This window comes from Pseudomonas syringae group sp. 26L6, from assembly GCF_032587815.1.
GTDB classification, from domain to species: domain Bacteria; phylum Pseudomonadota; class Gammaproteobacteria; order Pseudomonadales; family Pseudomonadaceae; genus Aquipseudomonas; species Aquipseudomonas amygdali.
In genome coordinates this window covers 638,939-658,704 of the sequence record NZ_JAWHPJ010000018.1, presented here as the reverse complement: position 1 = coordinate 658,704, position 19,766 = coordinate 638,939, and the positions used below count along the sequence as shown (strand labels likewise).

At 59.7% G+C, this 19,766-nt stretch carries 14 protein-coding genes and 1 pseudogene; 12 read left to right on the top strand and 3 right to left on the bottom strand.

The window, feature by feature from the left end; all coding sequences use genetic code 11:
* Positions 1 to 136: 136 nt before the first annotated feature.
* Entirely contained in the window at positions 137 to 1,039 is a 903-nt protein-coding gene (locus RYA97_RS10545) for a LysR family transcriptional regulator (RefSeq protein WP_054078951.1), read from the top strand.
* A 68-nt stretch (positions 1,040 to 1,107) separates the two neighbouring features.
* On the opposite strand, the gene RYA97_RS10540 is transcribed toward RYA97_RS10545, so the two are convergent.
* Entirely contained in the window at positions 1,108 to 2,055 is a 948-nt protein-coding gene (locus RYA97_RS10540) for a type III effector (protein WP_272939219.1), read from the bottom strand.
* 1,039 nt (positions 2,056 to 3,094) lie between these two features.
* On the opposite strand from RYA97_RS10540, the gene RYA97_RS10535 reads away from it, so the two are divergent.
* From RYA97_RS10535 to RYA97_RS10500, 8 genes are all read left to right on the top strand, one after another.
* Positions 3,095 to 4,726, top strand: coding sequence for an ABC transporter substrate-binding protein (locus RYA97_RS10535; protein WP_117139357.1), 1,632 nt, complete (start codon positions 3,095 to 3,097; stop codon positions 4,724 to 4,726).
* On the top strand, positions 4,723 to 5,673 hold the full coding sequence (locus tag RYA97_RS10530; protein WP_005759270.1) for an ABC transporter permease: 951 nt from the start codon (positions 4,723 to 4,725) through the stop codon (positions 5,671 to 5,673). The genes RYA97_RS10535 and RYA97_RS10530 overlap by 4 nt, the downstream gene beginning before the upstream one ends.
* Before the next feature lie 4 nt (positions 5,674 to 5,677).
* On the top strand, positions 5,678 to 6,610 hold the full coding sequence (locus RYA97_RS10525; protein WP_005745125.1) for an ABC transporter permease: 933 nt from the start codon (positions 5,678 to 5,680) through the stop codon (positions 6,608 to 6,610).
* Positions 6,607 to 8,250 carry a dipeptide ABC transporter ATP-binding protein gene (locus RYA97_RS10520; RefSeq protein ID WP_117139358.1) on the top strand — a complete coding sequence of 548 codons (1,644 nt, stop codon included), beginning with the start codon at positions 6,607 to 6,609 and terminating at the stop codon, positions 8,248 to 8,250. Before RYA97_RS10525 ends, RYA97_RS10520 begins: the two co-directional genes overlap by 4 nt.
* A gap of 243 nt (positions 8,251 to 8,493) precedes the next feature.
* Positions 8,494 to 9,366 carry an ectoine/hydroxyectoine ABC transporter substrate-binding protein EhuB gene (ehuB, locus tag RYA97_RS10515; RefSeq protein WP_117139359.1) on the top strand — a complete coding sequence of 291 codons (873 nt, stop codon included), beginning with the start codon at positions 8,494 to 8,496 and terminating at the stop codon, positions 9,364 to 9,366.
* A gap of 57 nt (positions 9,367 to 9,423) precedes the next feature.
* Positions 9,424 to 10,101, top strand: coding sequence for an ectoine/hydroxyectoine ABC transporter permease subunit EhuC (ehuC, locus tag RYA97_RS10510; protein WP_117139360.1), 678 nt, complete (start codon positions 9,424 to 9,426; stop codon positions 10,099 to 10,101).
* Positions 10,102 to 10,104: 3 nt separating this feature from the next.
* On the top strand, positions 10,105 to 10,755 hold the full coding sequence (gene ehuD / locus RYA97_RS10505) for an ectoine/hydroxyectoine ABC transporter permease subunit EhuD (protein ID WP_117139361.1): 651 nt from the start codon (positions 10,105 to 10,107) through the stop codon (positions 10,753 to 10,755).
* Complete coding sequence (locus RYA97_RS10500) at positions 10,748 to 11,545, top strand: amino acid ABC transporter ATP-binding protein (RefSeq protein WP_117139362.1); 798 nt, start codon at positions 10,748 to 10,750, stop codon at positions 11,543 to 11,545. The genes ehuD and RYA97_RS10500 overlap by 8 nt, the downstream gene beginning before the upstream one ends.
* A gap of 67 nt (positions 11,546 to 11,612) precedes the next feature.
* Here the strand turns inward: RYA97_RS10500 and RYA97_RS26490 are convergent, their stop codons facing one another.
* Positions 11,613 to 12,317, bottom strand: a complete 705-nt coding sequence (locus tag RYA97_RS26490) for a methyl-accepting chemotaxis protein (RefSeq protein WP_369812055.1) — start codon at positions 12,315 to 12,317, stop codon at positions 11,613 to 11,615.
* 201 nt (positions 12,318 to 12,518) lie between these two features.
* Positions 12,519 to 13,541, bottom strand: a pseudogene (locus RYA97_RS26485) (methyl-accepting chemotaxis protein); the annotation flags it as partial.
* A gap of 315 nt (positions 13,542 to 13,856) precedes the next feature.
* Here RYA97_RS26485 and mexE point away from each other — a divergent pair.
* Genes mexE through RYA97_RS10480 form a run of 3 tightly spaced genes read left to right on the top strand, consistent with a single transcriptional unit; the run spans position 13,857 to position 19,699 of the window.
* The gene (gene mexE / locus RYA97_RS10490; RefSeq protein WP_002553305.1) at positions 13,857 to 15,098 is read left to right on the top strand and encodes a multidrug efflux RND transporter periplasmic adaptor subunit MexE; all 1,242 of its coding nucleotides are present in this window, start codon (positions 13,857 to 13,859) and stop codon (positions 15,096 to 15,098) included.
* Positions 15,099 to 15,110: 12 nt separating this feature from the next.
* The gene (locus tag RYA97_RS10485) at positions 15,111 to 18,302 is read left to right on the top strand and encodes an efflux RND transporter permease subunit (protein ID WP_005745134.1); all 3,192 of its coding nucleotides are present in this window, start codon (positions 15,111 to 15,113) and stop codon (positions 18,300 to 18,302) included.
* Positions 18,302 to 19,699 carry an efflux transporter outer membrane subunit gene (locus tag RYA97_RS10480; protein WP_005780332.1) on the top strand — a complete coding sequence of 466 codons (1,398 nt, stop codon included), beginning with the start codon at positions 18,302 to 18,304 and terminating at the stop codon, positions 19,697 to 19,699. The genes RYA97_RS10485 and RYA97_RS10480 overlap by 1 nt, the downstream gene beginning before the upstream one ends.
* Positions 19,700 to 19,766: the final 67 nt, after the last annotated feature.

Sequence of the window (19,766 nt, the reverse complement as noted above, 5' to 3'; positions counted from 1 at the left end):
TCAAACCCTCACTGTGCAGATCGCCTGCGAATTGCCCGCAGTCATGGACAGAACCTGTAGCAACGGTAAGGGCTGGCGAAGACCATTGGAACCCGGCCGTGCAGATAAGGCGCTTTAACGAAAATGGATATAATCCGTGCAAATATCTGATATAGAGGTGTTCGCCGCCATTGCTTCCAGCAGAAGCCTGTCGGAAGCGGCGCGTCGACTCGGGTTGTCACCGATGGCAATCTCCAGACGTCTGGCTGCGCTGGAAAACGACCTGGGCGTCAGGCTGTTTCACCGTACAACCCGCTCGGTATCACTGACGCCAGAGGGCGAAGTTTTTCTGCCTCATGCCAAAACCATACTAGAAGCAAGCGAGGCCGCCCGCACCACGCTGAAGGCTGATGCAGGCTCTGCCAGTGGCGTTTTGCGGGTTACGGCGCCGAGTGTGTTTGGTCAGACAGTCATCATGCCGTTGCTGCCCGCATTGATGCTGGAAAACCCGGCACTGAGTATCGACCTGACGCTGTCGGACAGCATTGTCGACATCGCCGGACTGGGAATCGATGTCGCCATCCGGATTGCCACGATACGCGACTCGGCACTGGTGGCCAGGTCGCTGGCGCCCAACCCACGGGTGGTGTGTGTAAGTCCAGACTACCTGGCGAGGCACGGCAAACCAGCGCTACTGGAGGAACTCAGACACCACCCGTGCATTGCCTTGCACGCAATGCCCTGGTGGCCGTTCACAAGAAACGGCGAGCCCATCACCATTCGCGCTCAGGGCCCCTTCTCTGCCAACAGCGTCGAGGCCGTGCGCACGGCATGTAAACAAGGTATGGGACTGGCCATGCTGACCTATTGGGATGTCCGACAGGAAATCAACGAAGGCAGCCTTCAGCAGGTGGACTTCGAAGATGCAATGCCCGAACAGCTGTCTGTCACGGCAGTGCTGCCAACACGCCAGCGCGTTCCTCACAGGGTGCGCCTGTTCATTGACCGCCTTGAAGCAGCGCTCAAGAGCAAGGCAGGCGCGGCGGGAGCCACCTTGTAAACGAACGAACCGGCATCAAGCCGGTTCGCAAACCATCCACTGCAATCAGACCTACAGGGGCTGCGTGATCAGGGCACGATTCTAAACGCGTAGTTAGCGATGGTTCTGGCGTCAAGCGGTTGTCTGTTCATCGGATGCTCAGGCTTGCCTGCGAGGAATTGGGCAAGTTTTTTCATATCCATGAACACCAGGTCCTTATTTCCCTGCTGACTGTAAAGCTCCGACGTGTCCGTCGGATTCCCCGCCAGGCCGATCACCTGCTGACGAGAATTTTCCAGCGACAATGGTTCACCAAAAAGGCAATGGGTCGCATCGTCCGGGTGATGGTGTTCCGCGTCCCTGAAGGGCGGATTTTGGGATTCAACAACGGCCTTGGAGACCGTACGCAGTTGATTGAATTGCGAGGTTATAGGGTCCCGGGCTGCGCGGATATCGTCCACAACTGCCGGCCGGTCCGCCGGATCGGTTATAAAGGCTGCAACAACCCTCCTTACTCCAACCCCCGGGTTCAGGTTAAGCAAGCGCATTCCGTAAGCCACATTATTTTCATAATCCTCCCGCTCCGGAATTACCCGCAATGCGCTGGAACGCGCGCCATCTGGTCGCCTGGAGGCAGCTGGAGGATGCACCGGAACGGCTGGGCGAGGCGGAGCACTAACGGGACGTGGCCCAAGCACGCGGTGCAGCGCAACACTCAAATCCATCAGCGGGCTTTCCACAAGGCTCTCAGCCGTGTCAACACTTGGGGGAATGCCCACGCTCTGCAACGCGTACGCTATATCCAAGGGGATCGGTTGGTGCCGCAATAGATGTCTTTCAAGCGCCGTGCGCAGGTCTTCCAGATTGACCCCTTGTTGAACCAATCCCTGCAAGGCTGCGGCGGCCTGGTTATTGCCACGATTACGCATCGCAGCCCTGTCGGGGCGTATGGGTACCTGATTGACGCGTGGCGGGCTTCTGTCTACCGGTGTCTGAGAGGTCGATGCGTTTGACGAACGTCTCTGATCAGGCGTCATCAGCCGGGCGAACCGCCCAAATAATGAACGCTGGCTGCTACTCGATGATGATTGCGTAGGGGTACGGGCCGCCGGGGGCCGCGTCGGTGTCCTTGCTGGAGTTGACGCCGCCTGTTGGCGATCCGCTCTACGGAGCGCATGACGGAGCTCGATAGCGAGCTCTGAATGGGGGTTGATTCCAGTCGCAATCATGTTAGGGAAATGCTCGCGCAAAATACTCTGTTCGGCTCTAGAAAGAGCCATCTCTTCGCCTCTCATGATATTGCGCAGCGTGGTACGAGTATGGGCAAGATCAGCGCCCGCGCTGACCAATTGCTGAACGATGCTATTGGCGTGTGCCGTCACCCCTGCGTGCTGCGGCCTGGGTCTTGTCTCGGCAGGTGCATGCGGTGCTGCGGCATCGGCAGACCCATGCGGTCTGCTACGCACTTCAGCCTCCGCCGTTGGCGGCATGCCCTGCTCCAGCCACTCCCTGGTTTCGCGCGACAGCGGTCTGGACCGCAAAAGCCTCTCACGCCGATCTCGCGCCTGCGAAGCGGAAGTCTCTGAAGGGGGCGGCGGCACCTGCAGACTGTTCGAAGAGCTGGCGCCGCTGCTGGATTCGCGTGCGCGCCCTGATGCAGGCTCGGGGTCTGTGTGCCCGGTAATATAAGCGCCCGATGGCCCCGCTCTATTGATACCCACCATATGCTGATCCTCCGCGGTTTTCTGGCTGCGGGCTGACTCACCCGCAAAATCAGCAATGTGTGGCGATAAGGAAAGAACAGGTTCCACCCCACTTCTCCCTGGAATCGCTGCGAACCTACACCGCAGACATTAACCAGGCACCATAAAATACCTATAAAGCATAATAAATTATCAAATAAATCATAAAAACCTATATTAGCTTATAAGAAAAAATACTTTTACAGCCTCCTTACATAAGAATACGGTCTTAAAACCAGCCGGATCGCTGCGCTCGACTTGAAGAGGACTTTTCCATGCACCGCACTCAACCTTCGACTTTCGCCTACAGATTCGTATATCGGAGGACAGCGCGATGACCGTGCGCCCTCTTCTTGCACGCCTGTTATTCGCCGTCATTACCGCCCTCACCCTGCTCGGCTGCTCGCCCTCCGGCCAGGACAGCCAGGCAAGCAAGACGCTCAAAGTCGCTTTCTTCAGAGACAACACCACGCTGGTCAGCCTTGATCCGTTCCAGGTGTATTGGCTGGAGCACCGCGTGGTGCTGCGTAATGTCGCCGAGTCGTTGACCGATCAGAACCCACAGACCGGCACTATCATTCCCTGGCTGGCAGAACGCTGGGACGTCAGTGAAAACGCGCTGGAGTACACCTTCCACTTGCGCAAGGATGTGACGTTCAGCAACGGCACGCGTTTCGACGCACAGGCCGTGAAGACCGCCTACGACAGCAATAAAGCGTTTGCCGCGCAATTGCCTGCAACCTTTGGCGCGACCTACCTGAAGGGTTACGACCACGCCGAAGTCGTCGACGATTTCACTGTCAAACTGGTGCTGGCCACGCCAAATGCGGGCTTTCTGCAAGCCACCTCAACCACCAACCTCGCCATTCTTGCCCCGGAGTCCTACACACTCAGCGTCAAGGAACGCTCGCTGGGTGCAATCATCGGCACCGGGCCATTCGTGCTGGAGCGCTACACCCCTGAAAGCGGTTTGCGCCTGATCAAACGCAAGGGCTATGCCTGGCCATCGGCCAATGCGCAGAACAGGGGCGAGGCGCATCTGGATGCGGTCGAGGTCAGTTACGTTCCGGAAGAGAGCGTGCGCAATGGCCAGTTCGTTCAAGGCCAGGTCGATATCCTCTGGCCACGCAACCCGTTTTCCGAAGTGGACCTGAACCTGTTCAAATCCAGGGGCGCGACTATCCAGAGCCGCTCGCTGCCAGGGCCGGCCCTGAACATGTACCCCAACACGCGCGGCAATCGCATCCTCGCTGACCGCAATGTGCGTCTGGCGCTACAAAAAGCCATCGACCGCAAGACCTACGCCGCCACTGTTTACAACCCGCAATTTCCGGTGGTCTCCGGCATCTACGACGTCACCACGCCGTTTTATAAGAACCAGGCCGAAAAACTGGCCTACGACCCTCAAGGTGCAGAGCGCTTGCTCGACGAAGCCGGCTGGCAGAAGAACGCCGACGGCTATCGGTACAAGGACGGCAAACGACTGAAGCTGGCCTACAACCTCTCCCCCGCTGAAACCGCTGGCGATGTGCTGATTCAGGATCAGCTGCGCAAAGTGGGTATCGAGCTCAAGCTCAACGTGGTGACCACCGCCGAATGGGCAGCTGCCAATGCGGCAGGCAATTATGACCTGACGTCCACCTACATGACCCGCGCCGACCCGATCATCCTGCAGACCATCATCGACCCGCGTAGCGCCAATAGCTCGACATTGGCGACCAACCTTTACGCACCGCAAACGCTGCCCAAAGCCCTGGAACTGTTTGACGCCGGGCTGACCGCCACGCGCAGCGAACAACGCGCAAAAGCCTATGGCGACCTGCAGGACCTGCTGATCGATGAAGGTTCGGCATTCCCGGTCTACGAGCGGGTCTGGCAAGCCGCCACGGCGAAAAACGTGCGTAACTTCCACTGGACGGCGGAAGGCTTTGCGCTGTTCAACGATATCGAGATCGCAGCGCCATGAGCCGTTATATCCTCAGCCGGATCGCCCAGGCGCTGCTGGTACTCTGGGGTGCTTACAGCATCACCTACTTCATTCTGTATCTGCTGCCCGGCGATACCTTGTCGATCATGCTCAGCGCCTCGGGTGTCGAAATCGACTCCCTGTCCGCGCAGGACCTGGCGCAAGCCAAGCTCTATTACGGGCTGGACCGAGGCGTCTTCGAGCAATATGTCGACCTGCTGTGGGGCGCTGTTCAAGGTGACTTCGGCAATTCGCTGACACTCAATCGTCCGGTTTCAGAACTGCTGGTCGAACGTTTGCCGCAAACCCTGAGCCTGGCGGGGCTGGCCATTGTTCTGTCGCTGATCGGTGGCGTCGGACTGGCTTACCTCACCGCCTACGTGCGCTGGCAGCCGTTGAAGGTCGTCTTGTCCCGGCTGCCGTCGCTGGGTTTTTCAGTACCGGTATTCTGGATGGGCCTGTTGTTTATTCAGCTGTTCGCATTCAGCCTTGGCTGGTTTCCAGCGACCGGCAATCAGGGCTTTTCCAGCTTGATATTGCCCGCTGTCACACTGGCGATCCCCAGTGCTGCAGTGTACGCGCAGGTTTTACAACGCGGCTTTCAGGGCGTCTGGAAAGAGCCCTACATCATTACCGCCTACGCCAAGGGCCTCACTCGCGCCCAGGTTCAGGCCCGCCATGCGTTCAAGAACGCTGCCTTGCCGCTGTTGACGCTGATCGGTCTGCAAGTGGGCAACACCGTGTCCGGTGCCGTGCTGGTGGAAACCATTTTTGCCCGATCAGGGGTCGGTCGACTTGCCCAGGAGGCCGTGCTGCGCCAGGACATTCCGGTGGTGCTGGCCATCGTTGCGGTCTCGGCAGCTGCTTTCGTCGTGGTCAATCTGATCGTTGACCTGCTGTACCCCGCGCTGGATCCGCGCATCGCCCACACGCCAAAGGTCTCCTGACGCCATGACTATCTTCGACAACCGCCTTGCGCGCCTGACCCGCCTTGTTGATTCCAGTCAAAGCCTTTCCGGCAAAACCGCCCCCGCCGCGCAATGGCGGCGGCGTAGCAACCTGAGTCGCGCCGTAGAGGCCGCCAAGCCTCTGCTGCGTCGTCCGGGGTTTCTGCTCGCGGTGGCAATGGTCGCCTTTGCATTACTGGCCGCGCTGGCACCCAACCTGCTGAGCAGCTACGCGCCTTACGCCACCTCGCCCAGCGACAAGCTCACCGCGCCAAATGCCGCGCACTGGTTCGGCACCGACGAACTGGGCCGTGATCTCTACACCCGCGTGGTACACGGATCGAGCCTGTCGGTACAAGCCGCATTGCTGGCGGTGGGCATCGCCATGGCCGGTGGTCTGAGCCTGGGGGTGATTTCCGGTTTTGCAGGCGGGCGCATCGATGCAGTGATCATGCGCCTGATCGATGTATTGCTGGCCCTGCCCGGCCTGTTACTGGCGCTGGCGATTGTCACCGCCATCGGTTTCGGCACCATTCCGGTGGCCATCGCGGTGGGTGTAGGGATCATCCCCGGCTTCGCCCGCACAACCCGCGCCGAAGTGCTGCGGGTCAAGACCCTGCCTTACGTCGAAGCGGCGCGTCTGGGCGGTGCCAGTTGGACCCGAACCCTGCTGCGCCACATTCTGCCCAACGCCTGGGGCCCGGTGGCGGTGCTTGCCACACTGGATTTCGGTGCAGCGATTCTGGCGACTGCCGGGCTGAGTTTCCTCGGCTTCGGTGCCGAACCACCGGCTGCCGAATGGGGCACGCTGATCGCCAACGGTCGTCACTTCCTGATGACCGCGCCCTGGGTGTCGCTGTTGCCGGGCCTGTTCGTGGTCGGCGTGGTGTTCAGCTTCAACCACATCGCCCGCACTCTGGAAGAGACTCAACGATGACCGATACCGCTCAACTGATCGACATTCGTCATCTGAGTGTCGCCTACCGCTTCGACGGCCAGACCAACCAGGCCGTGCGCGGCGTCTCGTTTCAGGTGGCCAGGGGCGAAACCGTGGCAATTGTCGGTGAATCCGGGTCCGGCAAGTCGACCCTGGCCAACGCCATACTCGGCCTGTTGCCAGACAACGCGACCATCACAGGCGGCGAGCTGCACGTCGATGGTCACGACCTGAGCCACGCCTGCGAGCGAGAAAAACGTCGGGTTCGCGGCAGCGTGATCGGTCTGGTGCCGCAAGACCCGATGGTCGGCCTCAACCCTACCCTGCGCATCGGCCGGCAAATTGCCGAAGCATTGATTCAGGCCCACGGCCGGCGTTACCCGGCGGTGGATGCCGATGTGCTGGAGTTGCTGCAACAGGTCGGTCTGGACAAGCCGGTATTGCGCGCCCGCCAGTACCCGCATGAGCTATCCGGTGGCATGCGCCAGCGCGTGCTGATCGCCATCGCGTTGGCGGGCAATCCTCGCCTGATCATCGCCGATGAGCCCACCAGCGCTCTGGACGTGACAGTGCAGCGCAAGATCCTTGATCACCTGCAGCGCCTGGTGGCCGAGCGCGGCATTTCCCTGCTGATCATTACCCACGATCTCGGCGTGGCTGCCGATCGTGCTGACCGTGTGCTGGTGATGAACAAGGGCGAGCTGGTCGAACAAGGCCCGCCGCGACAGATACTCATCACGCCTCGCCATACATATACGCGCGCACTGATCGCGGCAGCACCGGCTTTCGGCCAACGCAAGAGCCCGGCAACAGTGCGCCCGGTATCGAGCAGCGACACGCCTCTGCTGACCCTGAGCAACATCGGCAAGACCTATCGTCTGCCCTATGTGAAAGGTGAAGACACAGGCTTCCAGGCATTGCAGGAAGTCAACTTCAAGGTTTATCCCGGCCAGACCCTGGCCATCGTCGGCGAGTCCGGTTCTGGCAAAAGCACTGCGCTGCGCATTGCGCTGGGCCTGGAAAAACCCACGCACGGGCGAGTTTTGCTGGACGGCCAGGATGTCACCGACCTGGGCTGGCGCGAATTCAGACCGCTGCGGCGGCGTATCCAGTTAGTACAGCAAAACCCGTTCGCGGCCCTTGACCCACGCTTCACGCTATTTGAGAGCATCGTCGAACCTCTGGTCTCGTTCGGCCTACTCAAAGGCCGTGAACTGGAGCACGCCGCGCGCCAGTTGATCGAGCGAGTACACTTGCCCGTGGCGTATCTGGACCGACTGCCCCGCGAGCTTTCCGGTGGCCAGCGTCAGCGCGTAGCGATTGCCAGAGCGCTGGCCCTGCAACCGGATCTGCTGCTACTCGACGAGCCGGTTTCGGCCCTGGACGTGTCGGTGCAGGCGCAGATTCTTGACTTGCTGGTCGAACTGCAATCTGAATCCGGAATCGCCTACGTATTGGTGTCCCACGACCTGGCAGTCGTCGCCAGCGTTGCCCACCAGGTTCTGGTGCTCAAGCATGGCAAGACCGTCGAGCAGGGTCTGGCCGAGGATGTTTTTGCCAGACCTGAAGCGGCTTACACCCAGGAATTGATTGCTGCGATACCTGGCCGGCGTCTGGAGTTACAAACAGGGATGCACTGACAAATACCTGGGCTTACATCAATTGGTCGCACGACGTTTGGAGTCCATGGCGTCGGCGACTGCGTATATGCATATTCCTTATCGATATTTAAATTATCTTTTTAATAGCTATAGAGTTTCATCTTATGCACCAAACGTTGCCGAAGCAGGATGCAGGCAAGACCAGGCTACCTTGCGCATCTGACTCGCATGTTCAGGCCGCATCAGCAAGAAGCCCCTATCCCCCTACTTCGAGCACCCGCAATGAAAGGCATCAACCCCCTGTCGTTCCCAGCCCTGATGGGTTCAGCGCTGTTGCTGAATGCCGTCGTTTCATTCCCTGCCCTGGCCGGACTGCTGGAAAAAGGCCGCACTGACGGCCTGACCGCTGGCATAGCCAACGAACAGCCCTATGCCTACATCGGCACCGATGGCAAAGCGACCGGGGCCAACGTAGAGATACTGCGTGCGATTCTCGAACCGCTGGGTATCAAGCAGATCGAGACGCCTATCACCGATTTCGGTTCGCTGGTGCCGGGTCTGGCGGCAGGTCGTTTCGATCTGATCGGTGCAGGCCTGTTCATCAACCCGAATCGTTGCAAGGTGATCTCGTTCTCCAATCCGGTGACGCGATCCGGCGGTGCGTTCATTGTCAAAACCGGCAACCCGCTGAACCTGCACAGCCTCAAGGACGTTGCCAGTAACGGCAAGGCGCGGCTGGCCACGCAACCTGGCAGCAATCAGGTTCAGGAAGCCAAGGACAGCGGTATCGCCAACAGCAACGTGGTGTTGTTTGACAAGGACACCGAGGCATTGGCGGCTTTGCAGGCGGGTCGTGTTGACGTGGTGTATTTCCCGGATGCCGAAGTCATCAGCCTGATCAAGAAGGCCAACAGCCCGGACATCGAGCGCGCCTTGCCTTTCGAGCAGATCCCGGACGCCAATGGCAAGCCGGGCTGGAATTACCACGCCTATGGTCTGCCAAAGAATGACCCGGCCTTTGAAAAAGCTTTCAACGAGCAACTGGCCAAACTCCGGGCGTCGGGCGAGTTGCTGAAAATCCTGCAGAAATACGGCTACACCGAAAACGAGCTGGCTGACCCGGCCATCACCGCAGCCCAACGCTGCAACCCATGACCTGCCTCGCCCCGCAAGGGCGTGCAGTCAACGGCCCTGACCCACACGAGTACGGCCATGCCTGTTGATGCTGCAATACTGGAAACCGCCGGCTTCATCGCCAGACAACTGGCCCACGGCGCCTGGATCACCCTGCAGATCACCTTGCTTGCCGAACTGCTGGTGCTGGTGCTGTCGTTTGTAATCGCCCTGATGCGCCTGTCGCCATTCAGGGCGTTACGCTGGTTCGCCACGGTGTATGTCGAAGTGCTGCGTGGCATCTCGGCATTGGTGCTGCTGTTTTATCTGTTCTTCATCCTGCCGCTGTTCGGCATTCGCCTGTCACCCATGACCACGGGTGTGCTGGGGCTGGGCCTGACGTTTTCGGCGTATGGCGCGGAAATAATTCGCTCGGCACTGATCAACGTCAGCCAGGGCCAACGTGATGCTGTGCGTGCGCTGGACTTTGGGCCGATAAGCGCGTTTCGGCGAATTATTCTGCCGCAGGCCCTGCCCTTCATGATCCCGCCGATGGGCAACCAATTGGTCGAGCTGCTGAAAACCACCTCGCTGGTTTCCCTCATTACCCTCACCGACCTGACCTTTACCGGCAGTCAATTGATAACCACGTTGGGCCAGCAAACGCTGATCTGGAGCATCGTGCTGGTCTGCTACTTCGTGATGGCCTGGCCACTGAGCTGGCTGGTCCGGCGCTATGAGCAGCACGCCACCGCGTGGCGTACGACCAGGGGATGAACGATGGAGTTTGATAGCGCATTCGCCTGGTCGATCCTGCCGGAGCTGTTTCAAGGCCTGCTGGTGACCGTGCAGGTCGTGGTGCTGGGGTTCCTGCTCGCAGTGTTGCTCGGTCTGATCCTGGCCCTGACATTGCGCTCGCAGATAACCATCGTGCATCGCCTGAGCAAAGGCTACCTGAGCTTTTTCCGTAATACGCCGTTGATGGTCCAGTTGTATGTGCTGTTCTTCGCGCTGCCGCTGGCGGGCATCACCTTCCCGGCAATAACCACCGGTGTGATAGGTCTTGGCTGCTATTACGCGGCCTATATTGCCGAAGCGTATCGCGGTGCCATTGACGACATCCCGGCCGGACAGTGGGAAGCCGCACGCGCCCTTGACTTCAATCGTGGCGACGCCTGGCGGCGCATCATCCTGCCGCAGGCGTTGAAACCCATGCTGCCGGTGCTCGGCAATTACCTGATCGGCATGTTCAAGGAAACGCCGCTGCTGGCGGTGATCACCATCCCTGAACTGTTTCAGGCTGCCAAGCAGGTCGCCGGCATGACCTACCGTTACAACGAACCGTACACAGTGATGGCGCTGATGTTTCTGGCGATCAGTGTGCCGACCTCGTTGCTGTTCAAATACCTGGAAAGGCGTAGCCATGTCTGATCTCGCACACACCGCAATCCCACCCGTCACCACTGCGCAGATACAGCTGAAACACGTGGTCAAGGACTTCGGCCGCAACCGGATCATCGATCACCTCGACCTGAGCATTCCTCAAGGCCAGAAAGTCGCGTTGATCGGTCCCAGCGGCTCGGGAAAATCAACCGTACTGCGCCTCATCAAGGGCCTGGAAACCTACCAGCAAGGCAGTATTGAGGTCGCTGGCAAAACCGTGCCGGCGCGCAAGGTCCAATGGCAATGGCCTGGCTCACGCAGAGCCCCGGTAGAGCATCGGGTTGGCATGGTGTTCCAGCAGTTCAACCTGTTCCCGCACCTCACCGTGCAGGAAAATGTCACCGAAGCGCCGTTACGGGTACTCAGGCTACCTCGCGAAGAGGCCCTTGAACGCGCGCATCAATACCTGGGGCTGGTCGGGCTTGCACACAAGGCCGATGCCTATCCGAGCCAGCTTTCCGGTGGTCAGCAACAACGTGTAGCGATTGCCAGAGCGCTGGCCATGCGCCCGCAGGTCATGTTGTTCGATGAAGTTACCTCGGCGCTCGACCCGGAGCTGGTCGGCGAGGTGCTGTCGGTGATTCGCTCGATTGCCCACGAATTTCAGATGACCATGTTACTGGTTACCCACGAGATGAAATTCGCTCAGGACATCGCTGACCGAGTGCTGTTCATGGAGGGCGGCCGCATCGTGGCAGACGGCACCCCGGGCGAAATTCTGCTGAATCCGCAAAACGAGCGAACCCGAAGGTTTTTGCAGTTGGTGGAGCAGCGCTGATTGCCAGCGCTGCTCTTTTTGCAGGGTGAGACTTTTGGGCCTCGCGACTTTTTGAAAGTGGCTGCAATCAGATCCGGAAGCGCGCAACCATGCCTTGCAGGTTGCTGCCCAGGCGCGCCAGTTCCACGGTAGACGCCGCGCTTTGTTCGGTGGCCGTGGCCGACTGATCGGCGATGTCCCGTACGCTGATGACACTGCGATTGATTTCGTCGGTGACGGCGCTCTGCTCTTCAGCGGCAGCAGAAATCTGTTGGCTCATCTGTTCGATGGTCCCAATCGAATGAGTGATTTCAAGCAGCGATTCTTCGGCCTGCCGCGCCAGCGCCACTGTGCCTTCGGTACGTTGACGGCTGGCATTCATCAGCTCCGATGCCGCGCCGGTGCCATCCTGCAAGGACTTTATCAGCGCCTCGATTTCAGTCGTGGATGACTGTGTACGCTGAGCCAGCGAGCGCACCTCATCGGCCACCACGGCAAAGCCGCGCCCCTGCTCACCCGCACGTGCGGCTTCGATCGCCGCGTTGAGGGCCAATAGGTTGGTTTGTTCTGCGACCGCCTTGATCACATCGATTACACCGCCAATCTTGTCACTGTCCTGTATCAGGCGCTGCATGGCCTCGCCCAGTTGCCCCACTTCACCGGCAAGCTGGCTGATTTCACGCGTGGCGTGTTGCACCACGCTGCTGCCATGAGCAGCACGATCACTGGCCTGTCTGGCGGCCTGCGATGCATCTTCAGTGTTCTGCGCCACTTCCTGAACGGTGGACGCCATCTGGTTCATGGCGGTCGCTACCTGATCGACTTCCAGTTTCTGCTGAGTGACGCCCGCGCTGGTCTGTTCGCTGACGGCTGAAAGCTCCTCGGCCGCCGTGGCGATCTGTGTCACACCATTACTGATACCGCCAATCAGGGTGCGCAACGATACGGTCATCTGGTGCATGGTGTTTTGCAGCAGGCCCAGCTCATCCTGGCGAGTGGTGCTGAGGTCATTGGTCAGATCGCCGTCGGCAATTCGACGCGCAGCGATCACCGTGGAATCGAGCGGACGAGTAATCTGACGGGTAATCAGAATCGCCGCGAATATGCCCAGCAGCAATACGATCACCGCCACCGTGAGCAACTGGGTGACCGCACTGTCTTTTTCTTTATTGGCACTGACTACCTGGCCCGCCATCAGCTTTTCGGTACTGGTGACGATGTCCATTGACTGCTGGCGAAGGCTGTCGCGAATCTGATCGCTCTGTTGCATCAACTGCGAGATGGAGACCATCAACGATTTGTACTGTTGCAGTGCCCTGAGCGCCTCATCCACTGCCGGGCCGGCCTTGTTCGGCAATTGGTTGCGCGCACTGCTCACCTGAGCGATCAGTGAGTCGGCAGCATCGAAGGTGATCTGCCTGTTTTCAGCGGTCGGGATACTGATATAACGGCGAAACACCAGGCGAAAACTGGTCATGCCATTGCGCAGGTCGCCGGCAATCTTTACCTGGTCGATACCGCTTTGATCCAGCGAGCGGGAAACGTCGTCGAAGGTCTTTTGCAGGAGTGTCTCGAAGCTTCCGCTCACCTGCTCGGAAATGGTGATCAACGGCTGCATGGCCTGATCAATTTGCCGATTATTATCGACCAACTGGCTGAACGTTTGTCTCAAGCCACCCACCTGATCACGAATACCTCTGAGAATATCGGCATTGGCCGGAACAGTCAGAAGCTTCAGGCCGTCCTCGATGGTCTTGCCCAGGTTGTCCAGAGCGACCGTGTAGCCCTGCGAATTGCTCGCGTCAGGCTTGGCAGTATAGGCCTGCGCAGCGATCCTGAGGCTTAGCGCATCGGCCTTTACTTCAGAAACTTTGGCTGCCTTGCCCAGCCGTTCGATCAGCAGGTTGGTGCTGAGGTAGCCGATCGCGGTGACCGTCAGCACACCCAGTAGTATCAGACCGAAGCCTATACTCAGCTTTTTGCTGACCTTCAAATTGTCCAGCCATGTCGACTTCATCAAATTTTTCCTCGGGATTTATCGTAATACTCAAGGATCGACTGTTCGCTGGACAACTTGATAGCGGCGGCGATTGCAAAGATTGATCGAAGAGATAGCAATATGACATGAGCTTTTTGGCTCGCCATAAGGGGAGCATTCTCAGCCCCGAATTCCTGGCCACCATTCACCTTGCGGGTCACTCGGAGGCAGGTTTTCGAAGACCTATGGGTACTCATCATTGCCAGTGATAGTAACCTTCGGTTTATTCGATTCGTTAATAACACCCTGTGCGCAACAGAATCCGCCCATTCCTTACTATCGGCGGAACTTCCCATGCACCAGACACTCAGCCATCTGCGCTACCCCCTCACCGCCCTCGCCCTTATCGTTATCAGTGCTTGCGGCCGCGCGCCGGAAGCCACCAGTGCGCCTGGCGCAGCCAAGGTCAGCGTGGCCAAGGTGCTGGAGCAGCCGATCAACGAATGGGATGAATTCACAGGTCGTCTTGAAGCGCCGGAAACCGTCGAGGTTCGCCCAAGGGTGTCTGGTCAGATCGATCAGGTAGCGTTCACCGACGGTTCGCTGGTCAAGAAAGGCGACCTTCTTTTCCAGATCGACCCGCGCCCGTTCCAGTCCGAAGTTCGTCGTCTTGAGGCACAGCTGCAGCAGGCCCGTGCCGTTGCACTGCGCAGCGACAATGAAGCCCAGCGCGGCGAGCGTCTGCGTACCAACAACGCGATTTCCGCCGAGCTGGCCGACTCGCGCACCACCTCGGCGCAGGAAGCCAAGGCCGGTGTCGCGGCCATTCAGGCGCAGCTGGATCTGGCTCGACTGAACCTCAGTTTTACCCGTGTTACTGCACCGATTACAGGTCGTGTCAGCCGTGCAGAGATCACCGCTGGCAACATTGTGACCGCAGATGTCACCGCGCTGACCAGCGTGGTCTCCACCGACAAGGTCTACGCCTACTTCGACGCTGACGAACGCGTGTTCCTCAAGTACACCGAGCTGGCCCGCAAAGGCCAGCGCGGCCAGACCACTCCGGTGTACCTGGGCCTGTCCAACGAAACCGGTAACCCGCACCTGGGCCAGATGAACTTTGTCGACAACCAGGTCAACCCCAGGACCGGCACCATTCGCGGTCGTGCGGTGTTCGATAACGCCGACGGTGATTTCACCCCCGGCCTGTATGCCCGTCTGAAACTGGTGGGCAGCGGCACTTACTCGGCGGTGCTGATCAATGACGAAGCGGTGGGCACCGACCTGGGCAAGAAGTTTGTGCTGGTCATGGACAAGGACAACAAGCCTGCCTACAGAGCTGTCGAGCTGGGCCCGAAAATCGAAGGCCTGCGCATTGTGCGCAACGGTCTGGGCAAGGACGACACCATCGTCGTCAAAGGCTTGCAGCGCGTGCGTCCGGGCCAGCCTGTAGACCCTGAAGTGACACCGATGGCCAGCGCCGACACCCTCGCAGCATTGCTCAAACAACGCCAGGCTCTTGAAGCCAGCAACCTGCCACAAGTGGCGCCCAAAGCGGCCGTCAAAATCGCCAGCGCCACTGCACCGCGCGGCTAAGGGACTTGTCCGATGAACTTCTCCAAATTCTTTATTTCCCGGCCGATCTTTGCCGCAGTGCTGTCGCTGCTGATCCTGATCGCCGGTGCTATCTCACTGTTCCAGCTGCCGATCAGTGAATACCCGGAAGTAGTGCCGCCCACGGTAGTCGTGCGCGCCAACTTTCCCGGCGCCAACCCCAAGGTGATCGGCGAAACCGTAGCCTCTCCTCTGGAACAGGCCATCACCGGTGTGGAGGGCATGCTCTATATGTCGTCCCAGGCCACTGCCGACGGCAAGCTGACCCTGACCATCACCTTTGCGCTGGGCACTGAACTGGACAACGCGCAGGTGCAGGTGCAGAACCGTGTGACGCGTACCGAGCCCAAGCTGCCGGAAGAAGTGACGCGCATCGGCATTACCGTGGACAAGGCCTCCCCCGACCTGACCATGGTTGTGCACTTGACCTCGCCGGATCAGCGCTACGACATGCTGTACCTGTCCAACTACGCCGTGCTCAACATCAAGGATGAGCTCGCGCGACTGGGTGGTGTCGGTGACGTGCAACTGTTTGGTATGGGCGACTATTCGCTGCGGGTCTGGCTGGACCCGAACAAGACGGCCTCACGCAACCTGACCGCCACCGATGTGGTCAATGCGATTCGCGAGCAGAACCGTCAGGTTGCAGCAGGTCAGCTGGGCTCCCCGCCCTCGCCGAATGCCACCAGTTTTCAGATGTCGATCAACACCCAGGGCCGTCTGGTCACCGAGGAGGAGTTCGAGAACGTTGTGGTTCGTGCAGGCGCTGATGGTGAAATCACTCGCCTGAAAGACGTTGCGCGCATCGAGCTGGGCTCCAGCCAGTATGCGCTGCGCTCGCTGCTGAACAATCAGCCTGCCGTGGCCATCCCTATTTTCCAGCGGCCCGGCTCCAACGCCATCGACATCTCCAACGATGTACGGGCCAGAATGGCCGAGCTGAAAAAGAGCTTCCCGGAAGGCATGGACTACAGCATCGTCTATGACCCGACGATCTTCGTGCGCGGCTCCATCGAGGCGGTGATTCACACCCTGTTTGAAGCACTGATTCTGGTCGTGCTGGTGGTGATCCTGTTCCTGCAGACCTGGCGCGCTTCGATCATCCCGCTGGTGGCCGTACCGGTGTCGCTGATCGGCACCTTTGCAGTCATGCACATGTTCGGCTTCTCTCTGAACGCGCTGTCATTGTTCGGGCTGGTGCTGGCAATCGGCATCGTGGTGGACGACGCCATCGTGGTGGTGGAGAACGTCGAACGAAACATCGAGCTGGGGCTTGAACCGGTTCAGGCCACGCACAAGGCGATGGCCGAAGTGACCGGACCGATCATCGCCACCGCGCTGGTGCTGTGCGCGGTATTCGTACCGGCAGCGTTCATTTCCGGCCTGACCGGACAGTTCTACAAGCAGTTCGCACTGACCATCGCCATCTCGACAGTGATTTCGGCCTTCAACTCGCTGACCCTGTCGCCTGCGCTGGCCGCGGTACTGCTCAAAGGCCACGATGCGCCCAAGGATCGTTTCTCGCGTTTCCTCGACAGAATCCTTGGCGGCTGGCTGTTCCGCCCGTTCAACCGTTTCTTCGAAAAAGCCAGCCATGGCTACGTCGGCACCGTCGCCCGGGTTATTCGCAGCAGTGGTATCGCGCTGTTGGTGTATGCAGGCCTGATGGTCCTGACCTGGCTGGGTTTCGCCAGCACGCCGACCGGTTTTGTACCCAGCCAGGACAAGCAGTACCTGGTGGCATTCGCCCAACTGCCGGACGCTGCCAGCCTCGACCGTACCGAAGACGTCATCAAGCGCATGTCCGAGCTGGCACTTAAACAGCCGGGCGTGGAAAACGCGATTGCCTTCCCCGGCCTGTCGATCAACGGCTTCACCAACAGCCCGAACAACGGTGTGGTATTCGTCGCCCTCAAACCGTTTGAGGAGCGCAAGGACCCCAGCCTGTCGGCCAACGCCATTGCCGGCGCCCTGAACGGCCAGTTCGCGTCGATCCAGGAAGCGTACATGGCGATCTTCCCGCCACCTCCGGTACAGGGGCTGGGCACCATCGGCGGTTTCCGCCTGCAGATAGAGGACCGTGGCAACCTGGGTTACGACGAGCTGTACAAGGAAACCCAGAACATCATTGCCAAGAGCCGCAGCGTGCCGGAACTGGCCGGGTTGTTCACCAGCTATACCGTGAACGTGCCGCAGGTTGATGCCGCCATCGACCGCGAGAAGGCCAAGACGCATGGCGTTGCGGTCAGCGACATCTTTGACACCCTGCAGGTTTATCTGGGCTCGCTGTATGCCAACGACTTCAACCGTTTTGGCCGCACGTATCAGGTCAATGTCCAGGCAGAGCAGCAGTTCCGTCAGGATGCCGACCAGATCGGTCAGCTTAAGGTGCGCAACAATCTGGGAGAAATGATCCCGCTGGCAACCTTCGTCAAAGTCAGTGACACCGCAGGTCCCGACCGCGTAATGCACTACAACGGCTTCATCACGGCAGAAATCAACGGTGCTGCCGGTCCGGGCTTCAGCTCTGGTCAGGCGCAGGCGGCGGTCGAGAAACTGCTGCGTGAAGAGCTGCCCAACGGCATGGTTTACGAGTGGACTGACCTTACGTACCAACAGATTCTTTCAGGCAACACGGCGCTGTTCGTCTTCCCGCTGTGTGTTCTGCTGGCATTTTTGGTACTGGCGGCTCAGTACGAAAGCTGGAGCCTGCCACTGGCGGTGATCCTGATCGTACCAATGACCCTGCTTTCGGCGATTGCCGGGGTGATGATTGCCGGTAGCGATAACAACATCTTCACCCAGATCGGGCTGATCGTACTGGTGGGCCTGGCGTGCAAGAACGCGATTCTGATCGTCGAGTTCGCCAAGGACAAACAGGCCGAGGGAATGAGCCCGCTGGATGCAGTGCTGGAGGCATGCCGACTGCGCCTGCGTCCGATTCTGATGACGTCCTTCGCGTTCATCATGGGCGTGGTACCACTGGTGCTTTCCAGCGGTGCAGGTGCGGAAATGCGCCATGCCATGGGGGTCGCCGTGTTCTCCGGGATGCTGGGGGTCACGTTCTTCGGCCTGCTGCTGACGCCGGTATTCTACGTGCTTATCCGTAATTACGTCGAACGCCAGGAGGCCCGCAAGGCCGCCAGGGCACAAAGACTGCAAAACCTGCCTGCGGAGATGCATTGATGAGCGCGTTCAAACTTTTCCTCCCGAGCCTGCTGGTCATGGCGCTGGCGGCCTGCGCCGTCGGCCCGGACTACAAGGCACCGGTTACGGCGCCAGCACAACTGGCGTCCGCAGCCCAGGGCAACTATGACCGTAGCAAAGTGGACACCGTCTGGTGGCAGCAGTTTGAGGACCCTACCCTCAATAAACTGGTAGCCAGGTCGCTGGACGGCAACCGCGATCTGCGTGTTGCCTTTGCCCGCCTGAAAGCCGCACGGGCGATTCGCGATGACGTTGCCAACGACGCCATGCCGGTGATCACCAGCCGGGCCAGCAGTGACCTGGGCAAGGGTCAGCAACCTGGTGTTACCGAGCGGCGCGTCAATAGCGAGCGGTATGACCTTGGCCTGGATATGGCCTGGGAGGTCGACCTGTTCGGACGTATTCAGCGCCAACTGGAAGCCAGCGATGCCGATCAGGAAGCCGCCGAAGCCAACCTGTATCAGCTTCAGGTGACTCTGATTGCCGAGGTGGTCGACGCCTACGGACAGCTACGCGGCGCACAGCTGCGTGAAGCCATTGCCCGCGACAACCTGAAAAACCAGCAGAGCTCTCAGGACGTGACCACCCAGTTGCGTGATGCCGGCGTGGGTAATGAACTGGACGTGGTGCGTGCCGAGGCACGACTGGCAGCCGTTGAAGCGACCGTGCCGCAGTTGCAAGCCGAACAGGTTCGCCAACGCAATCGTATCGCCACGTTGCTGGGCGAGCGCCCGGAAAACCTCAGCGTCGACCTGAGCCCGAGCAAACTGCCTGCTATCGCCAAGGCTCTGCCGATTGGCGATCCAACGCAGGTGCTGCGCAATCGGCCCGACATCCGCGCCGCCGAACGCCAACTGGCCGCCTCGACCGCACGCATCGGCGTGGCGACCGCCGACCTGTTTCCGCGGGTCAGTCTGAGCGGCTTCCTGGGCTTTACCGCTGGCCGCGGGTCGCAGATCGGTTCGTCAGCGGCCAAAGCCTGGTCACTCGGCCCCAGCATCACCTGGGCGGCTTTCGATCTGGGCAGCGTCCGGGCGCAGATTCGCAGCGCCGATGCCGATGCCGAGGGCGCGCTGGCCAACTATGAGCAGCAGGTATTGCTGGCCCTGGAAGAGTCGGAGAACGCTTTCAGCGATTATGACAAACGCCAGCAACGGCTGGTCTCGCTGATGCGCCAAAGCGATGCGAGTCGCTCCGCAGCCAGGCTGGCTTCAGTGCAGTACCGCGAAGGCACAGCGGACTTCCTGGTCCTGCTGGATGCCGAGCGCGAGCGTCTGGCCGCTGAAGACTCTCAGGCACAGGCAGAAATCGAGCTGTACCGTGGCATCGTGGCCATTTACAAGGCACTGGGTGGCGGCTGGCAACCTCAGGCCTGATACGCCAACAGGCCGTAAACCCGCCCCGCGCCCATTCAGGACGCGGGGCTTTTTTTGTCCGAACGCC